This window comes from Geovibrio sp. ADMFC3 (assembly GCF_054687035.1).
This window is the reverse complement of the sequence record NZ_BAAFZG010000002.1, coordinates 291922-314245: the sequence shown is the minus strand read 5'-3', so window position 1 is coordinate 314245 and position 22324 is coordinate 291922. Positions and strand designations below refer to the sequence as shown.

The window sequence follows — 22324 nt, the reverse complement described above, 5'->3', positions numbered from 1 at the left end:
CAGAGATGGAAGCACCGATAGTTATGATTATGAAAGACCTTCTCAAGCCTGAAAAGGTTGTTGAAACACATATATCCTATGTTTTTCTCACGGAAGACAAGGTTTACAAAGTAAAAAAGAACGTTAATTTCGGTTTTCTTGATTTCTCAAGGCTGAAGCTCCGTAAGCAATACTGCCTTATGGAAAAAGAGCTGAACGGGCGTTTCTGCGAGGGAATTTACGGCGAAGTCCTTAAGGTTGCCCGCAAGGAAAAATCCTTTGAACTGACAGAATATGAAAACACCCAGAATACGATGGAATATGTTGTCACCATGAAGCGCATACCGGAAAGAAGCTTCCTTTCATACAGAGTGAAAGAAGGGATAATCTCCGTGGATGATATGCGTAAGACAGGACGGCACATAGCAGGACTTTTTGCAGGTATCATTACAGATGAAGCTGCCGCAGAGGAAAACGGCGGAGCATCTGTAGTGCGTTTTAACTGCGATGAAAATTTCTCCCAGACTGAAAGCTTTGCAGGAAGATTCATTGATAAGTTATTCTACGACTTCATAAAAAAGGAAACACTTCAGTTTCTTGAAAAACATCAGGATGTATTCGCCTCAAGAGTGAAAGACGGCTTTGTTGTGAACGGACACGGTGATCTGCGTGCGGAACACGTATTCTTCGACAGCGGAAAAGTCGGTCTGATAGACTGTATAGAGTTTAATAAACGCTTCCGCTATAACGATGTTGTTTCTGAAGTGGCGTTTATCTGCATGGAGCTTGATGAGCTTGGCAGAACAGACCTGTCCGATGCTCTGGCAGAGGGCTTTTTTGAAAAATACAGCGATGAAAACAGCATAAAGCTTTTTAACTTTTATAAATGCTACAGGGCGTTTGTCAGGGCAAAGGTTACCTGCTTTCTTCTCGCACAGAAAGGCGAGGAGTGGGAAGGCTTTGCAGACACAAAAAAGAGCGTGGACAGGCTTATCGATCTCGCCGCTGCATATGCTCTGAATATGGAAGCTCCTAAAACACTTATGTTTTACGGCTACATGGGCTGCGGAAAATCCAAGAACGCAAAGGCGTTTGCTGATAAATTTGCCGCTGCAGAATTTAATACTGATGTTGAGCGCAAGCTTCTCAGCGGTCTTCAGCCGACAGACAGCAGCAAAACCGCAATGGAGACAGGTATATACACCCACGAGAAGTCCCTTGAGGTTTATGCTCATCTGGGCGGAAAATCTGCTGAAAAGGCTAAGACAGGGCGTATGACAATCCTTGACGGAACTTTTTCCGATCCCGCTTTTGTTCAGGCTGCGGAAAAGAACACTCGTTTTTATAAAAAAATCCGTTTCACCGCAGATGATTCCGTTATTTTGGAACGTTTTAAAGAGCGTGCCAAAAAAACAGCAGTGACAGACGGCAGAGAGGAAATATATTTCCAGCATAAGGATAAATTTGTGGATGCCGGAGCTGATCTTTCTGTTGAAACAACTGGCTGTGTTGATGACAACGCAAGGCGTGTTATGGAGTTTCTGATTGATGAAAAATAACTTTTCCGTAGTTCAGGTAAACTCGCCTTTTGAGGATACGGCGTTTTTTGTAAGAAACGTTTACAAGAAAAACGCCTTCCTTTTTGACTGCGGCAAAATAGGCTCACTTACTAATCAGGAAGTGCTGAGCATTTACGATATATTCATAAGCCACACGCACATAGACCACTTTTACGGGTTTGACCGCATATTGAGAGGCTCTCTCATGGCGGAGAAAACAGTCAGAGTTTTCGGTCCTCCCGGAATAATAAAGAATGTTCGGGGTAAACTGGATTCATACACATGGAACCTGATAAAAAGCTATGCCATCAACTTTGAAGTGGTTGAACTAAACGAATCTCGCCTTCATAAACATGCTTTGTTTAAAGCTGAAAACGGTTTTGAAGGCGTCTACTCCGAAATAAACCATAGCGACATCGACTTAGGCGAAGGATTCACCTTTGACTTTGCTTTCTTTGAACACAGAGTAACTTCTGTCGGCTACCGAATCAAAGAAAAACCCCTTTACTCTGCGAACGGTGAACTCATGGCGGAACAGGGCTTTAAACCGGGAAAATGGGTAGGTGAGCTGAAGCAGAAAATCGAAAACGGTTATCTGACGGATGAAACAATTACTATTGATACAAAAGAAGGAATGCGGGAAATGGCTGTTGCAGAGCTTGAAGCTAAATTCATAACCAAACATAGCCCGCAGGACATCACCTTTATCACTGACATTGCGCCAAGTTACTCTAATTATCTGAAAGCATTGGAATTTGCCAAAGGAACAGACTCCCTTCTTATGGAAGGTGTGTTCATGAAAGAAGATATTCTGCACGCTATGGATAAACAGCATCTCACACTCGATCTGGCAAAAACAATCTACAAAAGATCCGGAGCGGGTAAGGTGCGCTTTTTTCACTTTGCACCCAGATATGACCGTGACAGAGGTCCTTTTCTGAAAAGACTTTATGATGGTTTTGACGGGGAAATACTTGAGGTCGAAACAAGATGAAACTTATTATTGTTCTGGTTATCTGTGCTGTTGCTGCCGGATTATTTTTTATGGGCAGATCAAAGCTCGTTACTCTCAAGCCTTTTGTAAATCTGAAAGGCGTGCAGGATTATGAGCTTGAGGTTATGGATTTTAAGCGTGCGGAATCGGAGATCGTAAAAGAACCTGAAAACTACCCCAAATTCTACAAAGGCGGGAAAACAGGCGTTCTTCTCATCCACGGCTTTACCGGAGCACCCTATGAGCTTCTGCCCCTTGCCGAATATCTTAACGAAGCAGGGTTTACTGTTTATCTGGCAAGGGTTGCCGGACACGGTTCAGAGCCTGCAAACCTTAATCAGCTTACTTATGAAGACTGGTACGAATCGGTAAAATACGGCTATTTCCTGCTGAAAAATAACTGTGACAAGATAATTGTTGCGGGACAGAGCATGGGCGGGCTTATCGCCGTGAATACCGTAATAAATAATGATGCAGACGGGCTTATTCTCCTTGCTCCTTGCATAAAAATCAAAAATCCCCTGAGCTTTCTTGTACCATACGTAAAATACTTTAAAAAGTTTGATGAAAAGAATGTTGAGGCAAAAGAACAAAAATTCTTCTATACTAAATACCCGATGGAAGGCGTTCATCAGCTTATTATGTTTACAGAATATACCAACCCATTGGCAGATAAAATAAATATCCCTGTCCTCATGTTTCAGCACAAGGGGGACAGAGTGGTCAGCGCCGAGGCTGCGAAAGAGTTTTTCGGACGGATCAAAACATATAAAAAAGCTGTATATTTCGAGAATGACCAAAGCGGCTACCATGCTCTCGGCGGAGATAACAACCCGCACAGAGACAGTATGTTCGCTGAGGTAAAGGAGTGGATAGATGTCATTAAGTAACAAAAAAATCGGGTTTATCGGAGCAGGAAACATGGCGTTCGCCTTAATGAAAGGGCTTGTGAACTCCGGTCTTGTACCACCAGAAAATATAATGGCATCTGACCCTGAACCATCAAGATTTGAAGGTTTGAGCAAATCTCTCGGTATAAACATCACCATGGATAATATCGAAGTCGCAAAAAAGAGCCAAATCATAATGATTTGTGTTAAACCGCAGATAGCAAAACAGGTTATGGATGAAATAAGCCAGTTTCTTAAGGATAAACTGCTTATATCAATCGCCGCAGGTGTTAAAACCGAATTTTACGAGCATTATCTGAGCGGTCTGCGTGTAATCAGGGTTATGTCAAACACTCCCGCCCTTGTGGGTGAAGGATCTTCTGCCATATGCGCCGGAAAATACGCAGCCAAGCCGGAACTTGAAACAGCGACAGAGCTTTTCTGTTCTGTGGGCAAGGTTGCTGTTATTGCTGAAAAACAGATGGATGCAGTCACAGGGCTTTCGGGCAGCGGTCCGGCATATGTTTTTAAGTTCATTGAGGCTCTTGCCGATGCGGGAGTTAAACTGGGTTTAAGCCGTGAGACATCACGTATGCTTGCAGCGCAGACTGTTTATGGTTCTGCAAAGCTTGTGCTTGAAACAGGAGAGCATCCCATGGCACTTAAGGATATGGTTACTTCCCCCGGCGGAACAACGATTGTGGGCGTCCATATGCTTGAGAAGGGCGGTTTCTCCGCTGCTGTTATCGACGCTGTTGAGGAAGCAACCAAGCGTTCCGAGGAACTTGGCAAGAAATAAAATGAATTATCCTGTTAAAAGCATAATGGAGAATCTTGATGACTATTGATATTCGGTGGCAGCAGCGTTTCTCAAATTATACTAAGGCACTGGAGCAGCTATCTGATGCTGTGTATTTAAGCAGAAAAAGGGGGCTCTCTAAGCTTGAAAAACAGAGTTTGATACAGGCTTTTGAGTATACACACGAACTTGCATGGAAAGTTTTAAAAGATTTTTTAGAAAGCAGAGGCAAAAGCGATCTGTATGGCTCTAAAGACGTTACAAGAGAAGCATTCCGGCTTGGCATAATTGAAAACGGCGAAGCATGGATGAGCATGATTTCAAGTCGGAATCTGACTTCTCACACATATAATGAGAAAACCACAGAAGAGATAGTGAATTTTGTTCTGAACAGCTATTTTGATCAGTTTATTGAACTGAAGGATAAGTTTGAGTTAATCAAAGAGAGCGAAAATAAATGATGTATGGACTGAGTGATGAGACTGTTCAGAAAATTCAGAATGTTTTTGCAGAATTTCCCCAGGTTTTAAAAGCAGTTCTGTATGGTTCACGTGCAAAAGGAAACTACAAAACAGGCTCTGCTATTGATCTCACCCTTTTTGGCACAGAGCTGAATCTGCAAATTCAACAAAAAATTGAACATAGAATTGATGATCTGCTATTACCTTATTCGGTTGATTTGTCAGTTTATAATGATATCTCAAATGAAGATCTTAAAGAACACATAAACAGGGTAGGGATAACCTTTTATGAAGCATGAATAAGGCGCGAGTGTGTATGCAAATTCTACAGGATGTAGGAATTTGCATTGATAGATGTGTGCTGTAAGGAATTGACACCAGCTTCCTAGGAAGGAAGCCCGCCGTGCGAAGCGAAGCCTTGTTTTACAAGGCGCGAGCGTGTATGCAAATTCTACAGGATGTAGGAATTTGCATTATAAATTAAGAAAGGCAGAGGTAGTCACCCTCTGCCTTTTATTGTTATTTCAGGGGTAAACCTGAAACAGGAGCCATAATTGGAAACAGGAAGCTTAAAACCTGTTTGCTTAGTTAATTTCCATTGAGAACATAGATTCTGTTCCGCCCTGAATTACGAGGCTGTGCAGAGGAAAAAGACTCACAGTCTCTCCGCTTTTAACCACAATATCGCCTTCTTTTGTTCCGGTTATCCATAGCTTGCCTTTTTCGCAGATTAGGCTTGCTTTCTTGATGCCGTTAAGTGATACGAGTTTGTTTTTTCCGAGAGACATTCTAAGGCTTTTTCCTTTCATGGCGCACTCCTTTAAAGCGTTCATTATAACAGAATATAATTCAGCCAAACTTATTGACCGTTAACTTTTGATATGCTTAAATATCACTGAAAAACACTTTGAACAAATATTGCTTTTCAATCACAGCGTTCGATAAAACAGAACGGAGATCAATATGGAGCTTTATCAGCTAAAATCCTTTGCCGTAATCGCAGAACTTAAAAACCTTACTAAAGCCGCCGTAAGCCTTAATATCAGCCAGTCTGCACTTAGCACGCAGATAAAAAGCCTTGAGGATGAGCTTGGAGTTGACCTCTTTATCCGTAATTCAAGAGGAATGGAGCTTAACGATAAGGGGCGGGTGCTTCTCACCCATGCGCAGGAGATCCTGAAAGCTGCGGATGATATGAAACGAAAGGCAAATATGCTTGGCGATACTGTTATCGGAGATGTTACAGTCGGTATAAACACAGAACCTTCATTTCTCCGTGTGAGTGAGGTATCAAGGCTGATAGCCTCTGAATATCCGGAGCTTAATGTTATTCTTATGGCATGCCAGAGTGTAGATGCGGAAGATATGCTGAAGCGTAGAGTAGTAGATGCAGGATTTTTCTATCATCACCCCATAAGCAGTGAAATCGAGTATGAAGTGCTTGAAAATGCCGAAATATGCATAGCCGGAACACCGGACTTCCTTGAAGGAAAAAGCACATGGAAAGAAATAGCCGCTACCCCTTGGGTGTGGGCCGGTTACGGATGTCCTTTTTATATCGCCGTACTGTCAAAGTTTGAGTCGCAGGGGCTTAAAATCAAGCAGGCGATAAACTGTGAGGATGAATATGTGATCAGAGAGCTTGTACTTGACGGTCACGGGCTGGGTATGCTCCGCCTTGAAAGAGCGAGACAGCTTGAAAAAGAAGGACGGCTTGTTATATGGGAAGAGGGAATAGTTCCTGTGAAACTCTGCTTGGGCTGGCTCAAGAGCAGAGCAGACGATCCTGAGGTTAATGTCGTCCGCAACTCGGTAAAACGAGTATTTGAGCAGAGCGGTGAACCTGCTGTCAGTCCGCAGGGTGCAATGTGGAGCTTAACCTGATAATTTGTTTATATAGAATGGATTTATTTGAATTAATATAGAAATATTTTTACCCGTTCGGGTAGTTGCAGCAGCTGTTTCCGGGATTTATAGTAGTGATGCCCGTAATAGCTTGCAGAATTTTATCTTTTTTTCTCCTATGCAATCTTGAAAAAAAATCAGGATAACGCAGTAATGACATATAGGAGAACAAAGGGATAAACCGTGCCGGCTGCCGCTCCCTGCTTGTCCGGCACGGGGGCGGTAAACGGTATGAATGTTTAATTATTAAGATACTTTATTGCCAGAAGTATATTTACAGCCTGCTGTCTGTTTGAAACATGAAGTTTGCTGAATATATTTTTCAGATGATACTTAACGGTATTTTCGCTTATATCCATTATTCGTCCTATCTCCCAGTTTGTTTTTCCCTGAGCCAGCCATTCTGCCGTTTCTTTCTCTTTATCAGATAACACATTGAACAGAGAACAGGCATCCAGCCTTTTTCTGGCGCTCATTAAAGGTGATATAATCAACTGGGATATAAGCTCTGTGCGTATGTCAGGGCGTGTTGTTGAGCTAGAGAGGGATATAAGGAAGGTAAAGTCTTTTTTTGTGGAATTATCATAGACGGAACAGCCGTAATTAAGCCCGTGGTGTTTTCTTCTGCGGATCACGTTTTCTTCCGCTTCTGTCAGTTTTCTCTCATAGCTGTCCCACAGAATAAAGGCTGAACCGCTCTGTGTTTTCAGCCTGTTTTCCAATTCAGAGCGGACAGGGTCGCATTTCAGAAAACCCCTTGAGTCATATTCTTCCATCCATTCCGGCGGATTAGACAGGTTTACCATCTCAACTACGGTACCTTTGTCATAAGATGCTTTGGTATAACAGTAAAGAATATATTCATACCCAAGAAAAGAGGTGAAATTCTGAATCAGATTGTGAAAATCTGCTTCGCTTTCGGACCGGAGGCAGTTATTCATAAAACATAAAGTTTTAGACATATCATCCCGGCTCAGGTGTTTGTGTATAATCTCTTCCTGTATCATCTTGAGTTGTCTCCACGTGACTGTAATTGATTATAGGCACAAAAAGACTGTTTTTCAATTAAAGGGAATTTTCAGGAATATCGGCTGGTAATTTTGCGTAAAAAAAGAAAACCGGACGCATTGTGCGTCCGGTTGAAAAGTTATATTTTGCTTACTATCAGATCGCCCATTTCGTCGGTGGAAACGAGCCTGAAGCCTTGTCCTTCACGGTAAATATCTCTGGTTCTCACACCTTCTTCAAGAAGTTGTTCTATGGCTTTTTCTATATCAGAAGCCGCATCGTCCATCTTAAAGCTGTAACGGAGCATGAGGGCGGCAGACATAATCTGTGCAATGGGGTTTGCTATGTTCTGTCCGGCTATATCAGGCGCAGTGCCTCCGATGGGCTCGTAAAGCCCGAAGCCGTCTTCGTTAAGAGAGGCTGAAGGAAGCATGCCCAGAGAGCCTGTAAGCATTGCCGCCTCATCGCTGAGAATGTCGCCGAACATATTTTCGGTAACTATAACATCAAACTGAGAGGGGTAGCGCACAAGCTGCATAGCGGCATTGTCCACGTACATGTGTGAGAGTTCCACATCTGAGTATTCTTCTTTATGTATCCTTGTAACAGTTTCTCTCCAGAGAACGCTTGTCATAAGAACATTTGCTTTGTCAACACTTGTGACTCGTCCTGAACGCATTCTGGCGGCTTCAAAAGCCTGTCTTGTGATGCGTTCAATCTCCGGTACAGTGTAAAGCATTGTGTCTCTGGCGCTCTGCCTGTCTTCATTGATTTCTTTGGGTTGTCCGAAGTATATTCCGCCTGTAAGCTCACGGAAGAAAACAATATCAAGCCCATCGGGTATGAGAGAATTTTTCAGAGAGCTTGAATCTATAAGCGCTTTAAATATTTTGACAGGACGGAGATTGGCGAAAAGTCCGAAGTGCTTTCTCAGAGGGAGAAGTGCGCCTCTTTCAGGCTGTTGTGCAGGGGGGAGGTTTTCCCATTTAGGTCCGCCTACTGAGCCGAAAAGTATGGCTTCTGAAGCTTCGCAAAGTTTCAGGGTCGATTCGGGCAGCGGCGTTCCATGATTATCTATTGCTATTCCGCCGACATCAGCGAAGGTAAACTCAAATTTTGTATTATATTTCTCAGAAATTTTACCGAGAATCTTGATTGCCTGCTTCATTACTTCAGGTCCTATGCCGTCACCGGGCAGCACCGCAACTTTATGCATTCCTGTTCCTCCTCAAAGATTATTGAATGTTCAAAATACATGATCGAACAGGTAAAGTCAAAATAAATATACTTTGGCGAGGTTAAACTTATGAGGCGCTTTCCCTTCGGTAAACAAGATAAATAGCGACTCCAAGAAACAGCAGGTTAGGGATTATGCTGACCATAAGCGGAGACATTACGCCTGTTTTTCCTAATGACTGGAACGAGCTGACTGAAAGCCAGTAAGCAACTGCCAGCGCAAGGGCATTTACTGCGCTTATGATGTATGATGAGTGCCTGCTGAAATTTACGCAGACGGGGAACACGAGAAACATAATGATTACAGCGCTGACAGCGTGGCTGTAGCTTTTGAATATCATGAGTTCATACGCAGCGGCGTTAAGTTTTTGTTTTTTAAGCAGTTTGATAATCTTTGAAAGCTCCCCAAGTGAAAGAAACTTCGGTTTATTTACAGGAAGATCAGCAAGATCTGAAAACAGGCGGGACTCAATAGTGTTGTTATCCATGGTAAGAACAAGCTCTGGTCTGGGCTTGATGTCGTAAATCTTGATTCCGGTCAGCTCCCATTTGTCTCCCACAGGTTTTGCGTCTTCAATGCTTGTTACTCTGTCTATCTCAAAAGCACTGTCCATACGGTAGAAGGTTATGTCAAAAAACTCACGGTTTATTGGGTCTACAAGCTCCATATGGACAAAGCCTTCCTCACCGTCTTTCATCCATACGTCAGTAAGCTTTCCTTTTGTAACATAAGGCTGCCTGTCAAACTGTTCGGTTTCATACTTCTTTCTGGTGTTTTCCACCCATGGGTTCACTCTATCAGCCATAAACATCAGTATGCTGAATACCACAATTCCTATGCCGAATATGGGAAAAAGCAGATCCCTCAGCCGTCCGCCGAGGCTGACATAAGCCAGCAGCTCGTTGCTTCTGATCATCATAATTATTGTTACCATAGTGGTTATGGCAAGAGCCATGGGCATGGACTCATAAATGGCGCTGGGGAGTTCGATTGATTCAAATATCAGCAGAGAGATAAAGGATATGTTGTGCTTCGCCATCAGCTTGGTGTGCATGGATGTATTGGCAACAATGTTAAGTATCACCACAAAAATCTGTATAAAAAAAGCAAGCTTAAGGAACTGTTTTATGAAATAGATATGAAATTTTTTCATTTAAGCACCCTGTAGGCGAAAAGAGCCGTAACGAGAGTAAAAAAGATGTTGGCGAGCCATGGTGCGAAGAAACCGTCAAGCACCCCTGCACGGGCAAGATTGAGTGATGTAAAGAATATCATGTAGTAGAAGAGAGTCAGCCCAAGTGAAAGAGGAATGCCGATGGAACGCCCTGAACGATGAAAGAATATGCCGAGGGACATGCCCAGTATTCCCATAAGAAGTCCTGCAACGGGCAGGGCGAAGCGCTTGGAAAACTCAAATTTATAGTTCACATGATCATCAAAGTTCTCAGCCAGCTCAAACATTGTCATGAAATACTCATCTCTTTTGCTGAACTTATCTTTAAGCTCGAAGGGCAGGTTCATAGCCATTTCACCGAAACGGACAACAGTTCTCTGCTCTCCGGCGGTTTCCGCCACTACTCGTCCGTTGTTAAAGTTCATCACAAGGGCAGATTCACCGGACGGTACAATAGCGCCTGTCTCGGCGGTGATAATTGTGCCTGTGTTTTTATCTATAACCACAATCTTACCAAACTCATTGTCATCAGGGCGTTTATCCGCATAGAAAAGAAGCCCGGGTATCTCATCATACATTTCATTTTCTTTCATATCTTTTACGGATATGCTTTTTGCTATCCGGGCGAGGTTGTTTATCGCAAGGGTGCTGCCTAAAGGCATAAGATAAACACTCATAAACATCGAGAGCGCAAAGGCGCCGATTCCCACAATTACAGCAGGCTTAAGGAAAAATCTGCCTCCTGCTCCTGCTGCTTTCATCACTGTTATTTCAGAGTCTGCCGACAGTCTGCCGAAGCCGACCATGCTTGCCATAAGTGCTGAAGTGGGTATTGTTATCATAAGAAAAGAAGGAAGGTAGTAGATTATGGTTTCTGCTATAAGCAGTGCGGGGACATTTTTGGTAAAAAACAGATCTGCAAGGTTAATCAGCTTCTCAAGCAGAAGAAAAACCACAAAGAGAACGTTTCCGAATACAAACAGCGGAACAATTTCCCTGATGATGTATTTTTGCAGAGTATTCATCTGCATTTTCAGTCCTGTTTTTCGTAGAGACGTATTACAGGGGTCTCTTTTTCAAGAATGATTTCGTCAATTCTCACTATAGAGTTGAGAGGCAGAAAGGTACGTTCGACATTTTTAAATTCTTTTTTTATTTTATCATCCTGTGGGTTGAGTATAATCTCTGAGGAGTCCATAAAAACAATATCCGTCACCTCTATGAGTCCCAGAAATGAAGAAGGGTTCACATTTGAAGCGTGAATGGTTAAATTTTCTTTTGCAGCGTTTATAAAGTCAATCCTGAAGAGTTTTTTTTTCATCTTTGGTTATTATCCTCAAGCGGGGTTTTCCGTTTTCAATTTCCAGAGAAACATCAATATCAGCATATCCTTGTGATTTCAACTCATTTATTTTCATATTTAAAGCATCAAGAACCTTTTGTTTATCGTAGTTTGCGGGGAGTTCATCAAGTTTTTGCAGTAGTTGTTCATCCCGGCTGATGTCTTCACGTGTGTAGTCTTTTGTGTAGGGTGTTTTTATGAAGCCGTCACGTATACCCAGATCACGCTGGAATTTCTGCCGGAGTGAAAGAAAACGTGCTGTCAGGTTATTAAACCTGAATCGAAGTGTGGTGTTCGTTATGGGTTTGCGGTTGTAGTTCTGGACAATATTGTTTATTTCCCTTTCCACTGGTGCAGGGGGTAATTTCAGATTTCCTCTGATATACTGTTCGTACTCAAATTTCATCCGTGAGATGAGTTTTTCAAGTTTATCAATGTCTTCCTTAATCGCCTTAGGGTCCATCCCTGTCTATCCTCTGTCTGCGAGCCATGCCGTCCAGCACTATATTAACCAAGCTTATCATAACCGCTGCTCCTAAGGCGGGTAAAAAGCCCTCGGCTATTATATCTTTAACAATTACAGAGGTAATTTTGACATAAACGGCGTTGAAGATTATATAAGCCAGACCCATGCTGAATATCTGCAAGGGGAGGGTGAGGATAACCATAAGCGGACGGATAAATATGTGCAGAAAGGTCAGCACTAATGATGCGCTTATGAGGCTGAGCATATCACCGGTCTCAAATCCGGGTATTGTTTTACCCGCGATCCAGAAAGCTACCAGATTTGCAAAAATACGGTATATAATGAAACTGTTTATATTCATGCTAAAACTATATTGCCTAAACATGAACAAAACAAGATAATAATGATAGGGATACAGGTGAAAAGTTATGATAGATCTTCATTGTCATTCAGTTTTTTCGGACGGGACAAAGACTCCTGCTGAGATTGTTAAAATGGCTGATGCCAAAAGAATAAAAGCTTTAGCGCTCACTGACCATGATACAGTTGCCGGTCTGCCGGATTTCTTTGCCGCAAAAGGTAATGTTGAGCGCATTGCGGGAACTGAAATAAGCATAGAGTTTTCTCCCGGCACAATGCACGTTGTGGGGCTTTTTATAGATTATGAGAATCTGTCTCTTACCGCAAAACTCAATGACCTTCTCGCTGCAAGAAAAGCAAGGAACGAAAGTATGCTTGAAGAGGTAAGCAGGCTGGTGGGCAGAGGAGTGAGAGAAGATGATATCAGCACATCAAACCTTGGTGAACTGGGCAGACCTCATATTGCTAAGTTTTTGATAAGGGAGGGTATAGTCGCTGATATGGATGAAGCTTTTAATACCTATCTGGCTAAAGGCAAACCAATATACAGAGAGAGAAAGAGGCTAAGTTTCAGTGAGAGCGCTGAGATGATACATGCTGCAGGTGGGATAACAATTCTGGCGCACCCTTTCAGCATGCGTCTGGAAAAGGAACAATATCTGCCTTATATAAAAAACATGATTAATCAAGGGCTTGACGCAGTTGAAACTTACTGCTCCTATCACTCAGAGGAAGATACGCTGTTTTTCAATGACCTTGCAAAAAAGCTTGGTCTTCCTGTTTCAGCCGGGAGCGATTACCACGGTGATAATAAAACAAATGTCAAGCTGGGCAAATGGAACTGCAGACTTCACAATCCTGAAAATGTTTTATATGCACTGCGCAAAAAAGCAGAGCAGTACAAGTAAAACTAAGATTAGCTTAAATTATACTAAGCCATGATTGCTTTATCCGATGTGGTCAAACACTTCCATATGGTTGTCAATTCTGAGGCTTTCATAAAGATTGCTGCCGAAGGACAGAAAAGGCATCCGTGCGCCCTTTGCCGCTTTGTAATCCGCTTCTGAGTCGCCGAGAAAAAGCATGTTCTCTTTCGTAGAGGCAAAGTGTTCTGCTATTTTGTTTAAGCCTTCAGGGTGCGGCTTGGGGCGCACAACGTCAAAACTGCACACCAGCCTGTCGAAGTAGTCATACATTTTAAAGTGCTTGAGTAGCGGATCAATTGATACGCCTCTGTTGGTGCAGACAGCAAGTTTGTGCCCGTCTGATTTCAGTTTTTCAAGAGCCTCGAATATTCCGTCCGCAGGGATCATCTTATCCAGAAACATGCGGAAGTTAAGCTTCGTGGCAAATTCCATTATCTCGTTAAACTTTTTTTCATCTTTACAAAAATGCCCAATGATCTCGCTGTTGGTACTCATCATTGCAAGCTCAAATGTTGCCTTGTTGTTCCAGTCAGGCATGTCGAGGTCAAATTTTTCAAATACATAATCGTAGTAGGCCTTTACAGCATGAGAGCTGTCAAAAAGCACACCGTCGCAATCATACACAATAATTTTTTTCATAACCGGAAGTTAATATATTCCGTCATTAATAGCAAGGTGCATCATTTTCCTTAAAGAAAAAATTACCCTTAATGATAAGGAAAAAAATACCTTTTTAGGATATTCTCATGCGGTTTTCAAGTGGCTTGGCATTTGCTATTGCAATGTATGGCGAGTTTTGCCTCTTCTCAAACGGCTCAAGAAAGAGGCACAAATGCCGATATTATGATCATATTCGGAGGATTTGCCGTTATGGGTGCAATTAAAATGGGCGGTGTCGTTTCCGGCATGGATACAAATGCGATAGTTGAACAGCTTGTCGCACAGAGTCAGATTCCGATCACAAACCTGCAGAATAAATATGAACTCAAACAGCTTGAAAAAGATATCTATCAGGATGTAAGCGACAGGTTAGGCACACTTAACAGTAACCTGCTTACTCTGCGTCTTGAAAATACATTTAAAACAAAAAGTACCGAAACATCAAACAGTTCAATAGTTGCTGCCACAGCAACCACCGATGCGGCAAAAGGATCTTATTCCGTTACTGTTAAACAGACAGCCAAAAACGCTATGTGGACAAGCTCATACACCAGACAGAGACTCACATCAAAAGGAGCAGGTGTAACAGGGGCAACCGGTACTCCTTCAGATTACCTTGAAGGCAAACACACGGTGACTGTCAGCAACAACGGTTCATACTACACTGCGGTGAACAGTTTCAAGCCTAACGACTGGGGAACTATGAATAAAAGTCTCGGAGCAGTTATCGACCCTTCTGTGGTATCGGCCGACGGAACGCTTCAAAATGACTATCAGGACGCAATAACTTTTTCTGTAAATGACGGAACGGACACTACTAGCATATGGTCTGCCGTTGATGTTGATGCCGGTGATAATATTAACGAAGTTGCCAGAGATATTGAAACCACTCTGAATAATAATATAAATTCAAACAAAGGTACTGACGGTGTTCAGTATGTTGCTGTCCGTGCCGAATTTGATGAAAGCACTGACGAATGGCGCATGGCGGTCTACACTCCTACGGACGTAACCGGTATAACCGTGACACCCACTGATACAGGATTAGGTTCAACTTTCGGATTTGATCAATACGGTTACCAATCCTCAACCACAGCCACCAGAATAACCCAGTATTACAGAGCAGACGACCTCACAACTCTCGGACAGAAAGTTAATAATGCCGACAGCGGGCTGATCAAAGGTGTTGTTCTGACAGGAACAGGGCTTACGGAAGGCACTTTTGAAATAACGCAGGATGCCTCTCTGCTTGTGGCTTCTGAATCCTACTCAATGGTTACAGGCGCCACTGGTTTATCATCTGATCCTGCAAATGCGCTTACGCAGAACCTTGCGTTGTTCGGAGCTGTGAGTTCTGCAAACGGAACTTTTACTATTAACGGCACACAGATAAAAGTTACAGACTACTCTACTATGACTCTTAACGACCTTCTCGCCACGATAAACTCATCAAACGCCGGAGTGACAGCGACTTATGATGAATCTTCCAATAATGTTGTTCTGACCAGCAACAGCCCCGGGGCGGCCAATATTTCAATTGGTGACTCATCAGATACAAGCAATCTGTTGTCTGTTCTTAAACTGACAGCAAATCAGGGTGCAGTAAAATCTGCCGGGTCAACTACCGGGGTGATCTCCACAAGCGGAACACTTAATTCCGCAGGTCTTTCATCTACACCGACTAGCGGAACATTCTCAATTAACGGTGTTTCGATCTATATTGATAATACAACAGACTCCCTTGATGATGTGATCCGAAAGGTTAATGTTTCCGGTGCAGGCGTCAATATGGTTTATGACACAGCAAGAGATAAAATTATTGTAACATCAGACAGTACAGAGCAGATAACTTTCGGTTCCCCGAATGACACAAGCAATTTTCTTTCTGCTGTAAATCTCACACGCAGCACTACAACTACCCAAGCATTAGGCTCTGCCGGACGCAACTCAATAGTTGATGTGAACGGGGTAACTTATGTACGCGACTCCAATGAAATCGACGACATAATAGCAGGTGTTACCCTGGATCTTCGCTCTGCCAGTGATGCTCCGGCGACAATAAGCATAACATCCGACACTACTAAGGCGACAGAGGCTCTTGCATCTTTTATTAAAACATATAATGAGATAACCACAATCCTGAACGCACCGGCTCTTGATAAAGAACAGAAAAAATACCTTACTCCTCTCACCGATGAAGACAAAGAAAGCATGACAGATACTGAAATTGCAGACTATGAAGCAAAGTTCAAGGAATATACCACTTACTCTTTGATACGCAAAAGTCCGGAGCTTAAAAACCTTAAAAGCAGTTTAAGAACGGCTCTTTTTTCTGAAATTCCCGGACTTAACGGCTCTATTTCAAACCTTCTTGAACTCGGGATAGACGTTGCGGGTGACGGCGATATCTCAATAGAAAAACTGGGGCTTCTTGTTACCGAATCGACAGACTATGATGAAATTCTTTCGGAGCTTGAATCAAACGAAAAGCTTCAGGAAGTGCTTACTGATAACGCAGATGATGTTTATGAATTTTTTTCTGCTAATATTATTGTCGGCAATGACGATAGTAAAACTGAGGATGATGACGGTAATCCTATCAATGAGAGTGACGACATTAAAGGCTGGTCAAGGATGTACTCTACATTGCTGAACCGTTACACAGCCTATGACGGCATGATCCAGAAAAAAATAGTGACAGAAGGCACGCTGGATAAGGAAATGCTGAGAATAGCTACGCAAATTGAAACATATCAGGAAAGGGCTGAACAGCAGCTTGAAAGATACTGGGCACAGTTTACCGCAATGGAACAGGCGATCGCTGACGCTCAGGCTATGGGTAATTCTCTTAGCTCTCTTACAAGCAGTTCAAGCAGCTAGAGGCAGAATATCTCAAAAAAGGAGTTGATCTGGTGACAAAACCGTATCAAAATTATATCAGACAGGAAGTTGAGGGAGCTACAAAAGGAAAGTTAGTGCTTTTATTATACGATGGTGCTATAAAATTTATGCGCCTTTCTGTTATCGCTATTGAGGAAGGTAAAATTCCTGAAGCGCATAACAACATAATGAAAGCACAAAACATAATCTATGAGCTTATGTCTTCCCTGAATATGGATATCGGTGAGATTTCACAGAATCTTCTCAGGCTTTACGACTTTATGATCTGGTCTCTTATTGAGGCTAACAAAAATAAGGACAAAACAAAAGTGGAGTCAGTTATCTCCATTATGTCTGAGTTAAGGGAAGCATGGAAAGGCGTTGTAGAACAGGAAGAAAAAACAGGTTCAACTGTCGAGGCGGCTTCTAAGTCAATAAATTTTGCAGGGTGATATGTGATCAACGCGGATAACAGCATTGTCAATTTGCGTGAAAGACTTCTTGAGGCGGATAAGAGGAAATCTCAGTCTGTGCAGACAGCGAAAAGCTCTTCTTCCGCTTCTGCGCCCGTTTCTCAACAGAACAAAGAGAGCAGCATTGCTGATATCATTGAGATACGCAATGAAAATAAGCTTGCTGTTATCGGTTCTGTACGCACAGAAAGTGACGCTCGCGATATTGTCTCAATGCTCAAAAATAAATTTGCCGCAAATGGTGAAGAGTCAATTCTGGCTCATAAAAAAGCAAACGCTGATGCTGTCTTGGGCTTTTATCCTTTTGAATAACGGTAAAGCATATTATTCCGCTCTCATTTCCTCTGTATCATAAAACGTCTTTTCAATTTAACAATTTTATCAAAGGTTTAAGTGTGAATTATCATGAAATGCGATGCTGAAATCATAGCCGGACAGGTAACTGAACTCGCAGATAAGCTTATTGCTGCAGAAGCAGATGAAACGATTCTGAAACTTTTTGAACGCTATAAAAGCTATTTTGCCCAGTTTGTTCAGATAGTGGGAGCTATGAACGAAAATGAAAGGCTGAACAATCCTTCAATTCAAAAGGTCGAAGAAAAGCATAAAGAACTTGAAATCAAACTGAAACAAAACAAAACAGGGATATTTAAGGAAATAATGAACCTTAACTCTAATTTAAGTATAAAACAAAAATACTACGGGAAAAAAGTTTCCCGCATGGGTGTGGACAGAAAAGGCTGATTTTCAGAAAATGCCGATTTTTTTTGGGTTTTATCCGTTAAAAGACAATAGCACCCAAAACGCAGGCGGCTTTCACCGCCTGCGGAGTAATTCAGCACAAAAAGTTTGAAAAGAGGATTAAGAAAACTTTCTCAGTTCATCTTAATGAGAAGCTCTTTAATCTCCTTGCCGGGTTTAAAGTAGGGCACTTTTTTAGAAGGCACATCCACTTTGTCTCCGGTTTTGGGGTTTCTTCCCATTTTAGAATTTTTCTCTCTGATTTTGAAGCTCCCGAAGCCTCTTATTTCCACCTTGTCATCGTTGCGGAGAGCATCTTTGATTGAAGAAAACACGCCGTTGACGATAAATTCAACCTGCTTTTTAGTAAGGTTAGTGTTCTCGGCAGAGATAATTTCGATAAGCTCAGACTTTGTCATTTGCAACCTCCCCTTATTAGGGTGTCTTGATGGAATTTTTTAATTTACAATATTATATCCAATGCCTTATAAAGTGTAAAGTCTAATTGGGCAAATATTTATGCAATTATTTCAATTTATCATTTAAACATAGGCGGATTTTGTGTCGGTTTTCCTAAAAAGCGTAATGAAGTCATCCTTCGGGATATTTACCAGCCGCATCTTCGGACTTATCAGAGACATAGCAGTGGCGGCATTTTTCGGAGCCAACGCTTTGACTGATGCTTTCTTTGTTGCCTATGCCATACCCAATCTTTTCAGGGCATTTTTCGCCGAGGGGGCTCTTACATCAGCCTTTATCCCTTTTCTGAGCGATAACCTCACGAGAGACAGAAAAAAAGCATATTCTTATATGACAAGTATGTTTATTGTGCTTCTTCTGATTGTTTCATCCATTGTTCTTCTTATTTCTCTTTTTCCGAAGCAGATAATATTTCTTTTCATGCCGGGATATCAGGGTTCACAGGAAATTCTGGTCGCAGCGGGTCAGATGCTTCGTTTGGTTATGCCTTACCTTATTTTTATAACTATCTGCGGGTTGTTCACAGGCTACCTGTATTTGCACGATTCATACTATGTGCCGTATTCGTCCACTGCTTTGCTTAATATATCAATGATTGCAGGTGCTTTTGCCGGTTATAAATTCGGCGGAGATATTCTTTGGCTTTGTTACGGGGTAATTCTGGGCGGAGCGCTACAGCTTTTATATATATTTACGTACTCGTTTATAAAAGGTTTCCGCTTCCGATGGGAGGGAATGCACCCTGATGTTAAAAAAACATTCCGCCTTCTGGTTCCTTCCCTCGCCGGGCTGGGGATAAATCAGCTTTATTTTACCCTCGGCAGAATAATTGCCTCTTTCCTTGCTGCGGGCAGCATCTCTTATTTATATTATGCGGATAGAATTTTCCAGCTTCCTTTAGGCGTTTTTTCAATAGCGGTTGGTGCTGTTTCACTGACAGAGATAAGCAAAGCAAACTCCGCCGGAAACTTTTCTTACAGAAATACGCTTATAGATAAGGCTTTTATTGCAATTTTTGTAATAATAATGCCTGCAACACTGGGGCTTGTGCTTCTGGCGGATGAAATCACCTCTTTTATATATGCCCGCAATCAGTTTACCGGAGTGGATGTTTATAATACAGCTCAGGCTCTTGTGATGTTCAGTGTGGGAATGATCTTTTTCTCATACGTTGGACTGCTTGCCAAAGTGTTTTTCTCCGAAAAGGATATGCGTACTCCGGTAAAAGGTGCTTTTATCGGGCTTTGTGTGTATGCAGTATCAAACCTGATTCTTATTAAGCCGTTCGGGCATGCGGGCATAGCCCTTGCGTCAGGTATATCTGCTTCGGCTAATTCGTTTTATCTTTATTCCAGACTGCGTGAATACAGGTTTAACTTCAGGGGCAATGCCTTTCTCATAGCTAAGATTATTTTTGCCTGTTCGCTTATGGGCTTTTGTGCTGTGGGGCTTTCCGCAGCAGGGGTTCATCTGCTTATAAATATAGCCGCAGCGGCTGTGCTTTATTTTGCTGCTCTCAAAATAACCGGAGTGAATTTAAGAAAGGTGCTTAGATGAAGCTTTGCATACAGAGGGTCAGCTCCGCTTTCGTACGTGTTAATGGTGATTCTGTTGCGGAAATAAAAGATGGGCTTCTGATTCTTTTTGGGGCAGAGAAGGGCGATCAGGAGGATTACATCAGCTTTCTTGCCAAAAAAGCATGTGCCTTAAGAATATTTGAGGATGATAACGGAAAGATGAGTCTTTCTGTAAAAGATACAGGCGGAAGCGTAATAGTGGTAAGTCAGTTTACCCTCGCTGCGGACTGCCGGAAGGGTCTGAGACCGGATTTCGGCAACGCTCTTGAGCCGGAACTTGCTGAGAAATATTACGAAAAGTTTGCTGATATATGCCGTGAGGAACTTGGTTCAGAAAAGGTTGGTACAGGCATTTTTCGTGCGGAAATGGAAGTGGGGCTTGTTAATGACGGTCCTGTGACTATAATCTTAGAGAAAAGGCAGCCCTGAATGGGCAATATTATGAGGAAGGTATTTTAGATGAAGCTTGATCATATGGTGGTTCGCCCCCTTTTTGTAAATTGTTTTTTCTTATCTGATGATGACGGAAACCTGATTGTTTTTGATCCGGGCGGAGATGCAGATCTTATTATAGATAAGATAGAATCCGAAAACCTTAAGCTAAAGATGATTCTTAATACCCACGGGCATTTTGATCATATCGGCGCAGTGAGCGAGTTGAAAGAAAAATACGGTATACCATTTTATATACATAAAGATGATGAATTCCTTCTCGGACAGTCCAAAAGCCATGCTTCTCTATTCGGCGCAGAACCTGCACCTGTGCCTGCTGCGGACGGATATGTTAAAGACGGGGATGAAATCGAGTTCGGCGGCGGAAAAATCAAAGTTCTCCATACTCCCGGGCACACCCCCGGCGGAGTTTGTTATTTTATCGAGCCGATCAATGCTGTGATAACAGGCGATACGCTCTTCTGCGAAGGGATAGGACGCAGCGATTTTCCATATGCCAACCACCTTGAACTGATAAACGGCATTGCTGAAAAACTGCTTACTCTTGATGATGCGGTGACAGTTCACCCCGGACATGAAGAATTCAGCACAATAGGCTGGGAGAAAAAGAATAATCCGTATTTGAGAAAGATATAAGAGGATGATTTCTATACTCCGGCAGCGTCCCTCGGTTATTGACTTCCGCATTAAATATGGTACTATGCTTTAATAATGAATACATTAATCGTAGACACTTCAGGTGATATGCTTTTTGCCTCGCTGGGTTCTTCCTGCGGGGCTGTTTTGGCTGAAACCGGAGTGAAAATGAAATCTAATATTAATGAGAATCTTCTTAAAACCGTTGATTTCCTCCTGGAAACTTCGGGAACCTCACTCAATGAAATTGAACATTTTTATACAGTAACCGGACCCGGTTCGTTCACGGGCATAAGGATAGGCGTTTCGACTATGCTTGGGCTTGCCTCATCTCTTGGGAAAAAACTTAAAGGGATTTCATCTATGGATGCTTATGCTCTTGTCTGCGGGAGTGAGCAGTTGGATGTATGGGCAAAGCTGAGAATGAAAAGTTATGTAAAAAAAAGCTATGACTTTAAAAATATGGTATTTTCAGATTATGAGACCGTGACGGCGGAAAATGAAGATTCCATAACTCATATTGTAAACCGTGAGCAGAAAAGCAGTCTTAACCTGACTCATGCTGTAAAACATAAATACTTTACTAAATTCGGATGCGGCTACGAGCCTTTGTATTTCAGGAAATCCGAGGCGGAAATAAACTTTGATCAGAGACGTGCTTGCGGATGATCTTGACTCCGTGACAGAAATTGAAAGAGAATCATTTAAGAGACCGTGGTCCAAGGCGGACTTTGAAACGGAGATAACTCGAAAATGCAGTGTTTTTAAACTTCTTGAAGAAGAAGGGGAAATCTGCGGATATTTTGTTATATACACAGTTTTGGACGAATCTGAGCTTGCTGACATAGCTATTTCTCCCAAACACAGAGGAAAAGGCTATGGAAAGCTTCTGCTGGCGGAAGCGGTGAGATCGGCACGCAGAGCTTCGGTTATGTTCCTTGAAGCGGCAGTGGATAATACTTCTGCTGTTGGTTTATATGAATCTTTCGGCTTTGAGAAAGTCGGTTATATAAAAGACTATTACGGTCAGGGCTGCGACGCCTACATAATGAAGCTCGACATTAATAACGAGGTGAGAAATGTTGAAAAGCAATACTGAACTTATTGAGAGCATTAAGAATGATAGCCCGGAGTTCAGAGAACTTTTTAATGAGCATGTGAGGATGGAACAGGATCTGGAAGCTCTCCTCAGCCTGAAATATTATCCCCCAGAAGTGGAAGCGAAAATAAAAGAAATTAAAAAGCAGAAACTTATCGGAAAAGACAAAATGGAGAGGATCGCTGTGGAGTACGCCAAGCGAAACTCTTCAAACTGAAATACAGA

The 22324-nt window shown here is 42.3% G+C and carries 28 protein-coding genes; 18 read left to right on the top strand and 10 right to left on the bottom strand.

The genetic code is table 11. The features are described from left to right. Window positions 1-5: 5 nt before the first annotated feature. Genes ACYRYY_RS01750 through ACYRYY_RS01725 form a run of 6 tightly spaced genes read left to right on the top strand, consistent with a single transcriptional unit; the run spans window position 6 to window position 4981 of the window. The gene (locus ACYRYY_RS01750; RefSeq protein ID WP_460213769.1) at window positions 6-1538 is read left to right on the top strand and encodes a bifunctional aminoglycoside phosphotransferase/ATP-binding protein; all 1533 of its coding nucleotides are present in this window, start codon (window positions 6-8) and stop codon (window positions 1536-1538) included. After that, window positions 1528-2532, top strand: coding sequence for an MBL fold metallo-hydrolase (locus ACYRYY_RS01745; protein ID WP_460213768.1), 1005 nt, complete (start codon window positions 1528-1530; stop codon window positions 2530-2532). The genes ACYRYY_RS01750 and ACYRYY_RS01745 overlap by 11 nt, the downstream gene beginning before the upstream one ends. Further along, window positions 2529-3422 (top strand): alpha/beta hydrolase, encoded by an 894-nt coding sequence (locus tag ACYRYY_RS01740; protein WP_460213767.1) that lies wholly within the window; start codon window positions 2529-2531, stop codon window positions 3420-3422. The genes ACYRYY_RS01745 and ACYRYY_RS01740 overlap by 4 nt, the downstream gene beginning before the upstream one ends. Beyond that, the gene (gene proC / locus ACYRYY_RS01735; protein ID WP_460213766.1) at window positions 3409-4221 is read left to right on the top strand and encodes a pyrroline-5-carboxylate reductase; all 813 of its coding nucleotides are present in this window, start codon (window positions 3409-3411) and stop codon (window positions 4219-4221) included. The genes ACYRYY_RS01740 and proC overlap by 14 nt, the downstream gene beginning before the upstream one ends. Before the next feature lie 38 nt (window positions 4222-4259). Then, window positions 4260-4682: a nucleotidyltransferase substrate binding protein gene (locus tag ACYRYY_RS01730; protein ID WP_460213765.1), complete on the top strand. Its 423-nt coding sequence runs from the start codon at window positions 4260-4262 to the stop codon at window positions 4680-4682. Then, the gene (locus ACYRYY_RS01725) at window positions 4679-4981 is read left to right on the top strand and encodes a nucleotidyltransferase domain-containing protein (protein WP_460213764.1); all 303 of its coding nucleotides are present in this window, start codon (window positions 4679-4681) and stop codon (window positions 4979-4981) included. The genes ACYRYY_RS01730 and ACYRYY_RS01725 overlap by 4 nt, the downstream gene beginning before the upstream one ends. Window positions 4982-5266: 285 nt before the next feature. Here the strand turns inward: ACYRYY_RS01725 and ACYRYY_RS01720 are convergent, their stop codons facing one another. Further along, entirely contained in the window at window positions 5267-5491 is a 225-nt protein-coding gene (locus ACYRYY_RS01720; RefSeq protein ID WP_460213763.1) for a DUF2917 domain-containing protein, read from the bottom strand. 154 nt (window positions 5492-5645) lie between these two features. On the opposite strand from ACYRYY_RS01720, the gene ACYRYY_RS01715 reads away from it, so the two are divergent. Then, window positions 5646-6566 carry a LysR family transcriptional regulator gene (locus tag ACYRYY_RS01715; RefSeq protein ID WP_460213762.1) on the top strand — a complete coding sequence of 307 codons (921 nt, stop codon included), beginning with the start codon at window positions 5646-5648 and terminating at the stop codon, window positions 6564-6566. 260 nt (window positions 6567-6826) lie between these two features. Here ACYRYY_RS01715 and ACYRYY_RS01710 read toward each other — a convergent pair whose 3' ends face one another. The 7 genes from ACYRYY_RS01710 to ACYRYY_RS01680 all read right to left on the bottom strand — a co-directional run bounded on the left by ACYRYY_RS01710 (window position 6827) and on the right by ACYRYY_RS01680 (window position 12175). Next, window positions 6827-7549, bottom strand: a complete 723-nt coding sequence (locus ACYRYY_RS01710) for a LuxR C-terminal-related transcriptional regulator (RefSeq protein ID WP_460213761.1) — start codon at window positions 7547-7549, stop codon at window positions 6827-6829. 185 nt (window positions 7550-7734) lie between these two features. Next, a complete protein-coding gene (leuB, locus tag ACYRYY_RS01705; RefSeq protein WP_460213760.1) occupies window positions 7735-8811 on the bottom strand; it encodes a 3-isopropylmalate dehydrogenase in 1077 nt (358 codons plus the stop codon). A gap of 88 nt (window positions 8812-8899) precedes the next feature. Further along, window positions 8900-9985 carry an LptF/LptG family permease gene (locus ACYRYY_RS01700; RefSeq protein WP_460213759.1) on the bottom strand — a complete coding sequence of 362 codons (1086 nt, stop codon included), beginning with the start codon at window positions 9983-9985 and terminating at the stop codon, window positions 8900-8902. Continuing rightward, window positions 9982-11037 carry an LptF/LptG family permease gene (locus ACYRYY_RS01695; RefSeq protein WP_460213758.1) on the bottom strand — a complete coding sequence of 352 codons (1056 nt, stop codon included), beginning with the start codon at window positions 11035-11037 and terminating at the stop codon, window positions 9982-9984. Before ACYRYY_RS01695 ends, ACYRYY_RS01700 begins: the two co-directional genes overlap by 4 nt. Before the next feature lie 2 nt (window positions 11038-11039). Next, window positions 11040-11327: a DUF1820 family protein gene (locus ACYRYY_RS01690; RefSeq protein ID WP_460213757.1), complete on the bottom strand. Its 288-nt coding sequence runs from the start codon at window positions 11325-11327 to the stop codon at window positions 11040-11042. Continuing rightward, the gene (locus ACYRYY_RS01685) at window positions 11302-11811 is read right to left on the bottom strand and encodes a hypothetical protein (protein ID WP_460213756.1); all 510 of its coding nucleotides are present in this window, start codon (window positions 11809-11811) and stop codon (window positions 11302-11304) included. Before ACYRYY_RS01685 ends, ACYRYY_RS01690 begins: the two co-directional genes overlap by 26 nt. Continuing rightward, a complete protein-coding gene (locus ACYRYY_RS01680) occupies window positions 11801-12175 on the bottom strand; it encodes a phage holin family protein (protein WP_460213755.1) in 375 nt (124 codons plus the stop codon). The genes ACYRYY_RS01685 and ACYRYY_RS01680 overlap by 11 nt, the downstream gene beginning before the upstream one ends. A 67-nt stretch (window positions 12176-12242) precedes the next feature. Between ACYRYY_RS01680 and ACYRYY_RS01675 the strand changes: the two genes are divergently transcribed. Continuing rightward, window positions 12243-13082, top strand: coding sequence for a PHP domain-containing protein (locus tag ACYRYY_RS01675; RefSeq protein WP_460213754.1), 840 nt, complete (start codon window positions 12243-12245; stop codon window positions 13080-13082). 39 nt (window positions 13083-13121) lie between these two features. Here ACYRYY_RS01675 and ACYRYY_RS01670 read toward each other — a convergent pair whose 3' ends face one another. Further along, window positions 13122-13739, bottom strand: a complete 618-nt coding sequence (locus ACYRYY_RS01670) for an HAD family hydrolase (protein WP_460213753.1) — start codon at window positions 13737-13739, stop codon at window positions 13122-13124. Between the two features lie 231 nt (window positions 13740-13970). Here ACYRYY_RS01670 and fliD point away from each other — a divergent pair, with 231 nt between their 5' ends. The 4 genes from fliD (at window position 13971) to ACYRYY_RS01650 (ending at window position 17857) form a co-directional block, all read left to right on the top strand. Continuing rightward, complete coding sequence (gene fliD / locus ACYRYY_RS01665; protein WP_460213752.1) at window positions 13971-16640, top strand: flagellar filament capping protein FliD; 2670 nt, start codon at window positions 13971-13973, stop codon at window positions 16638-16640. Between the two features lie 32 nt (window positions 16641-16672). Then, the gene (gene fliS / locus ACYRYY_RS01660) at window positions 16673-17092 is read left to right on the top strand and encodes a flagellar export chaperone FliS (protein ID WP_460213751.1); all 420 of its coding nucleotides are present in this window, start codon (window positions 16673-16675) and stop codon (window positions 17090-17092) included. 3 nt (window positions 17093-17095) lie between these two features. Then, complete coding sequence (locus tag ACYRYY_RS01655) at window positions 17096-17425, top strand: hypothetical protein (RefSeq protein WP_460213750.1); 330 nt, start codon at window positions 17096-17098, stop codon at window positions 17423-17425. 93 nt (window positions 17426-17518) lie between these two features. Beyond that, window positions 17519-17857 (top strand): hypothetical protein, encoded by a 339-nt coding sequence (locus ACYRYY_RS01650; protein WP_460213749.1) that lies wholly within the window; start codon window positions 17519-17521, stop codon window positions 17855-17857. Window positions 17858-17988: 131 nt separating this feature from the next. On the opposite strand, the gene ACYRYY_RS01645 is transcribed toward ACYRYY_RS01650, so the two are convergent. Continuing rightward, window positions 17989-18273 carry an integration host factor subunit beta gene (locus ACYRYY_RS01645; protein WP_128466539.1) on the bottom strand — a complete coding sequence of 95 codons (285 nt, stop codon included), beginning with the start codon at window positions 18271-18273 and terminating at the stop codon, window positions 17989-17991. Between the two features lie 142 nt (window positions 18274-18415). On the opposite strand from ACYRYY_RS01645, the gene murJ reads away from it, so the two are divergent. From murJ to ACYRYY_RS01615, 6 genes are all read left to right on the top strand, one after another. Further along, the gene (gene murJ, locus ACYRYY_RS01640) at window positions 18416-19891 is read left to right on the top strand and encodes a murein biosynthesis integral membrane protein MurJ (RefSeq protein ID WP_460213748.1); all 1476 of its coding nucleotides are present in this window, start codon (window positions 18416-18418) and stop codon (window positions 19889-19891) included. Then, a complete protein-coding gene (gene dtd, locus ACYRYY_RS01635; protein WP_460213747.1) occupies window positions 19888-20340 on the top strand; it encodes a D-aminoacyl-tRNA deacylase in 453 nt (150 codons plus the stop codon). The genes murJ and dtd overlap by 4 nt, the downstream gene beginning before the upstream one ends. Before the next feature lie 30 nt (window positions 20341-20370). Further along, window positions 20371-21000, top strand: coding sequence for an MBL fold metallo-hydrolase (locus ACYRYY_RS01630; RefSeq protein WP_460213746.1), 630 nt, complete (start codon window positions 20371-20373; stop codon window positions 20998-21000). A 75-nt stretch (window positions 21001-21075) separates the two neighbouring features. After that, window positions 21076-21669, top strand: coding sequence for a tRNA (adenosine(37)-N6)-threonylcarbamoyltransferase complex dimerization subunit type 1 TsaB (gene tsaB, locus ACYRYY_RS01625; RefSeq protein WP_460213745.1), 594 nt, complete (start codon window positions 21076-21078; stop codon window positions 21667-21669). Then, on the top strand, window positions 21644-22099 hold the full coding sequence (rimI, locus tag ACYRYY_RS01620; RefSeq protein ID WP_460213744.1) for a ribosomal protein S18-alanine N-acetyltransferase: 456 nt from the start codon (window positions 21644-21646) through the stop codon (window positions 22097-22099). The genes tsaB and rimI overlap by 26 nt, the downstream gene beginning before the upstream one ends. Beyond that, window positions 22080-22316 (top strand): DUF465 domain-containing protein, encoded by a 237-nt coding sequence (locus tag ACYRYY_RS01615; RefSeq protein ID WP_460213743.1) that lies wholly within the window; start codon window positions 22080-22082, stop codon window positions 22314-22316. Before rimI ends, ACYRYY_RS01615 begins: the two co-directional genes overlap by 20 nt. Window positions 22317-22324 lie beyond the last annotated feature (8 nt).

What these genes read in the sequence shown, in the direction of transcription:
- ACYRYY_RS01750 (WP_460213769.1), top strand. Translation starts at nt 6, where the DNA reads ATGGAAGCACCGATAGTTATGATTATGAAAGACCTTCTCAAGCCTGAA.
- ACYRYY_RS01745 (WP_460213768.1), top strand. Translation starts at nt 1,528, where the DNA reads ATGAAAAATAACTTTTCCGTAGTTCAGGTAAACTCGCCTTTTGAGGAT.
- ACYRYY_RS01740 (WP_460213767.1), top strand. Translation starts at nt 2,529, where the DNA reads ATGAAACTTATTATTGTTCTGGTTATCTGTGCTGTTGCTGCCGGATTA.
- proC (WP_460213766.1), top strand. Translation starts at nt 3,409, where the DNA reads ATGTCATTAAGTAACAAAAAAATCGGGTTTATCGGAGCAGGAAACATG.
- ACYRYY_RS01730 (WP_460213765.1), top strand. Translation starts at nt 4,260, where the DNA reads ATGACTATTGATATTCGGTGGCAGCAGCGTTTCTCAAATTATACTAAG.
- ACYRYY_RS01725 (WP_460213764.1), top strand. Translation starts at nt 4,679, where the DNA reads ATGATGTATGGACTGAGTGATGAGACTGTTCAGAAAATTCAGAATGTT.
- ACYRYY_RS01720 (WP_460213763.1), bottom strand. Translation starts at nt 5,491, where the DNA reads ATGAAAGGAAAAAGCCTTAGAATGTCTCTCGGAAAAAACAAACTCGTA.
- ACYRYY_RS01715 (WP_460213762.1), top strand. Translation starts at nt 5,646, where the DNA reads ATGGAGCTTTATCAGCTAAAATCCTTTGCCGTAATCGCAGAACTTAAA.
- ACYRYY_RS01710 (WP_460213761.1), bottom strand. Translation starts at nt 7,549, where the DNA reads ATGTCTAAAACTTTATGTTTTATGAATAACTGCCTCCGGTCCGAAAGC.
- leuB (WP_460213760.1), bottom strand. Translation starts at nt 8,811, where the DNA reads ATGCATAAAGTTGCGGTGCTGCCCGGTGACGGCATAGGACCTGAAGTA.
- ACYRYY_RS01700 (WP_460213759.1), bottom strand. Translation starts at nt 9,985, where the DNA reads ATGAAAAAATTTCATATCTATTTCATAAAACAGTTCCTTAAGCTTGCT.
- ACYRYY_RS01695 (WP_460213758.1), bottom strand. Translation starts at nt 11,037, where the DNA reads ATGCAGATGAATACTCTGCAAAAATACATCATCAGGGAAATTGTTCCG.
- ACYRYY_RS01690 (WP_460213757.1), bottom strand. Translation starts at nt 11,327, where the DNA reads ATGAAAAAAAAACTCTTCAGGATTGACTTTATAAACGCTGCAAAAGAA.
- ACYRYY_RS01685 (WP_460213756.1), bottom strand. Translation starts at nt 11,811, where the DNA reads ATGGACCCTAAGGCGATTAAGGAAGACATTGATAAACTTGAAAAACTC.
- ACYRYY_RS01680 (WP_460213755.1), bottom strand. Translation starts at nt 12,175, where the DNA reads ATGAATATAAACAGTTTCATTATATACCGTATTTTTGCAAATCTGGTA.
- ACYRYY_RS01675 (WP_460213754.1), top strand. Translation starts at nt 12,243, where the DNA reads ATGATAGATCTTCATTGTCATTCAGTTTTTTCGGACGGGACAAAGACT.
- ACYRYY_RS01670 (WP_460213753.1), bottom strand. Translation starts at nt 13,739, where the DNA reads ATGAAAAAAATTATTGTGTATGATTGCGACGGTGTGCTTTTTGACAGC.
- fliD (WP_460213752.1), top strand. Translation starts at nt 13,971, where the DNA reads ATGGGTGCAATTAAAATGGGCGGTGTCGTTTCCGGCATGGATACAAAT.
- ACYRYY_RS01650 (WP_460213749.1), top strand. Translation starts at nt 17,519, where the DNA reads ATGAAATGCGATGCTGAAATCATAGCCGGACAGGTAACTGAACTCGCA.
- ACYRYY_RS01645 (WP_128466539.1), bottom strand. Translation starts at nt 18,273, where the DNA reads ATGACAAAGTCTGAGCTTATCGAAATTATCTCTGCCGAGAACACTAAC.
- dtd (WP_460213747.1), top strand. Translation starts at nt 19,888, where the DNA reads ATGAAGCTTTGCATACAGAGGGTCAGCTCCGCTTTCGTACGTGTTAAT.
- ACYRYY_RS01630 (WP_460213746.1), top strand. Translation starts at nt 20,371, where the DNA reads ATGAAGCTTGATCATATGGTGGTTCGCCCCCTTTTTGTAAATTGTTTT.
- tsaB (WP_460213745.1), top strand. Translation starts at nt 21,076, where the DNA reads ATGAATACATTAATCGTAGACACTTCAGGTGATATGCTTTTTGCCTCG.
- ACYRYY_RS01615 (WP_460213743.1), top strand. Translation starts at nt 22,080, where the DNA reads ATGTTGAAAAGCAATACTGAACTTATTGAGAGCATTAAGAATGATAGC.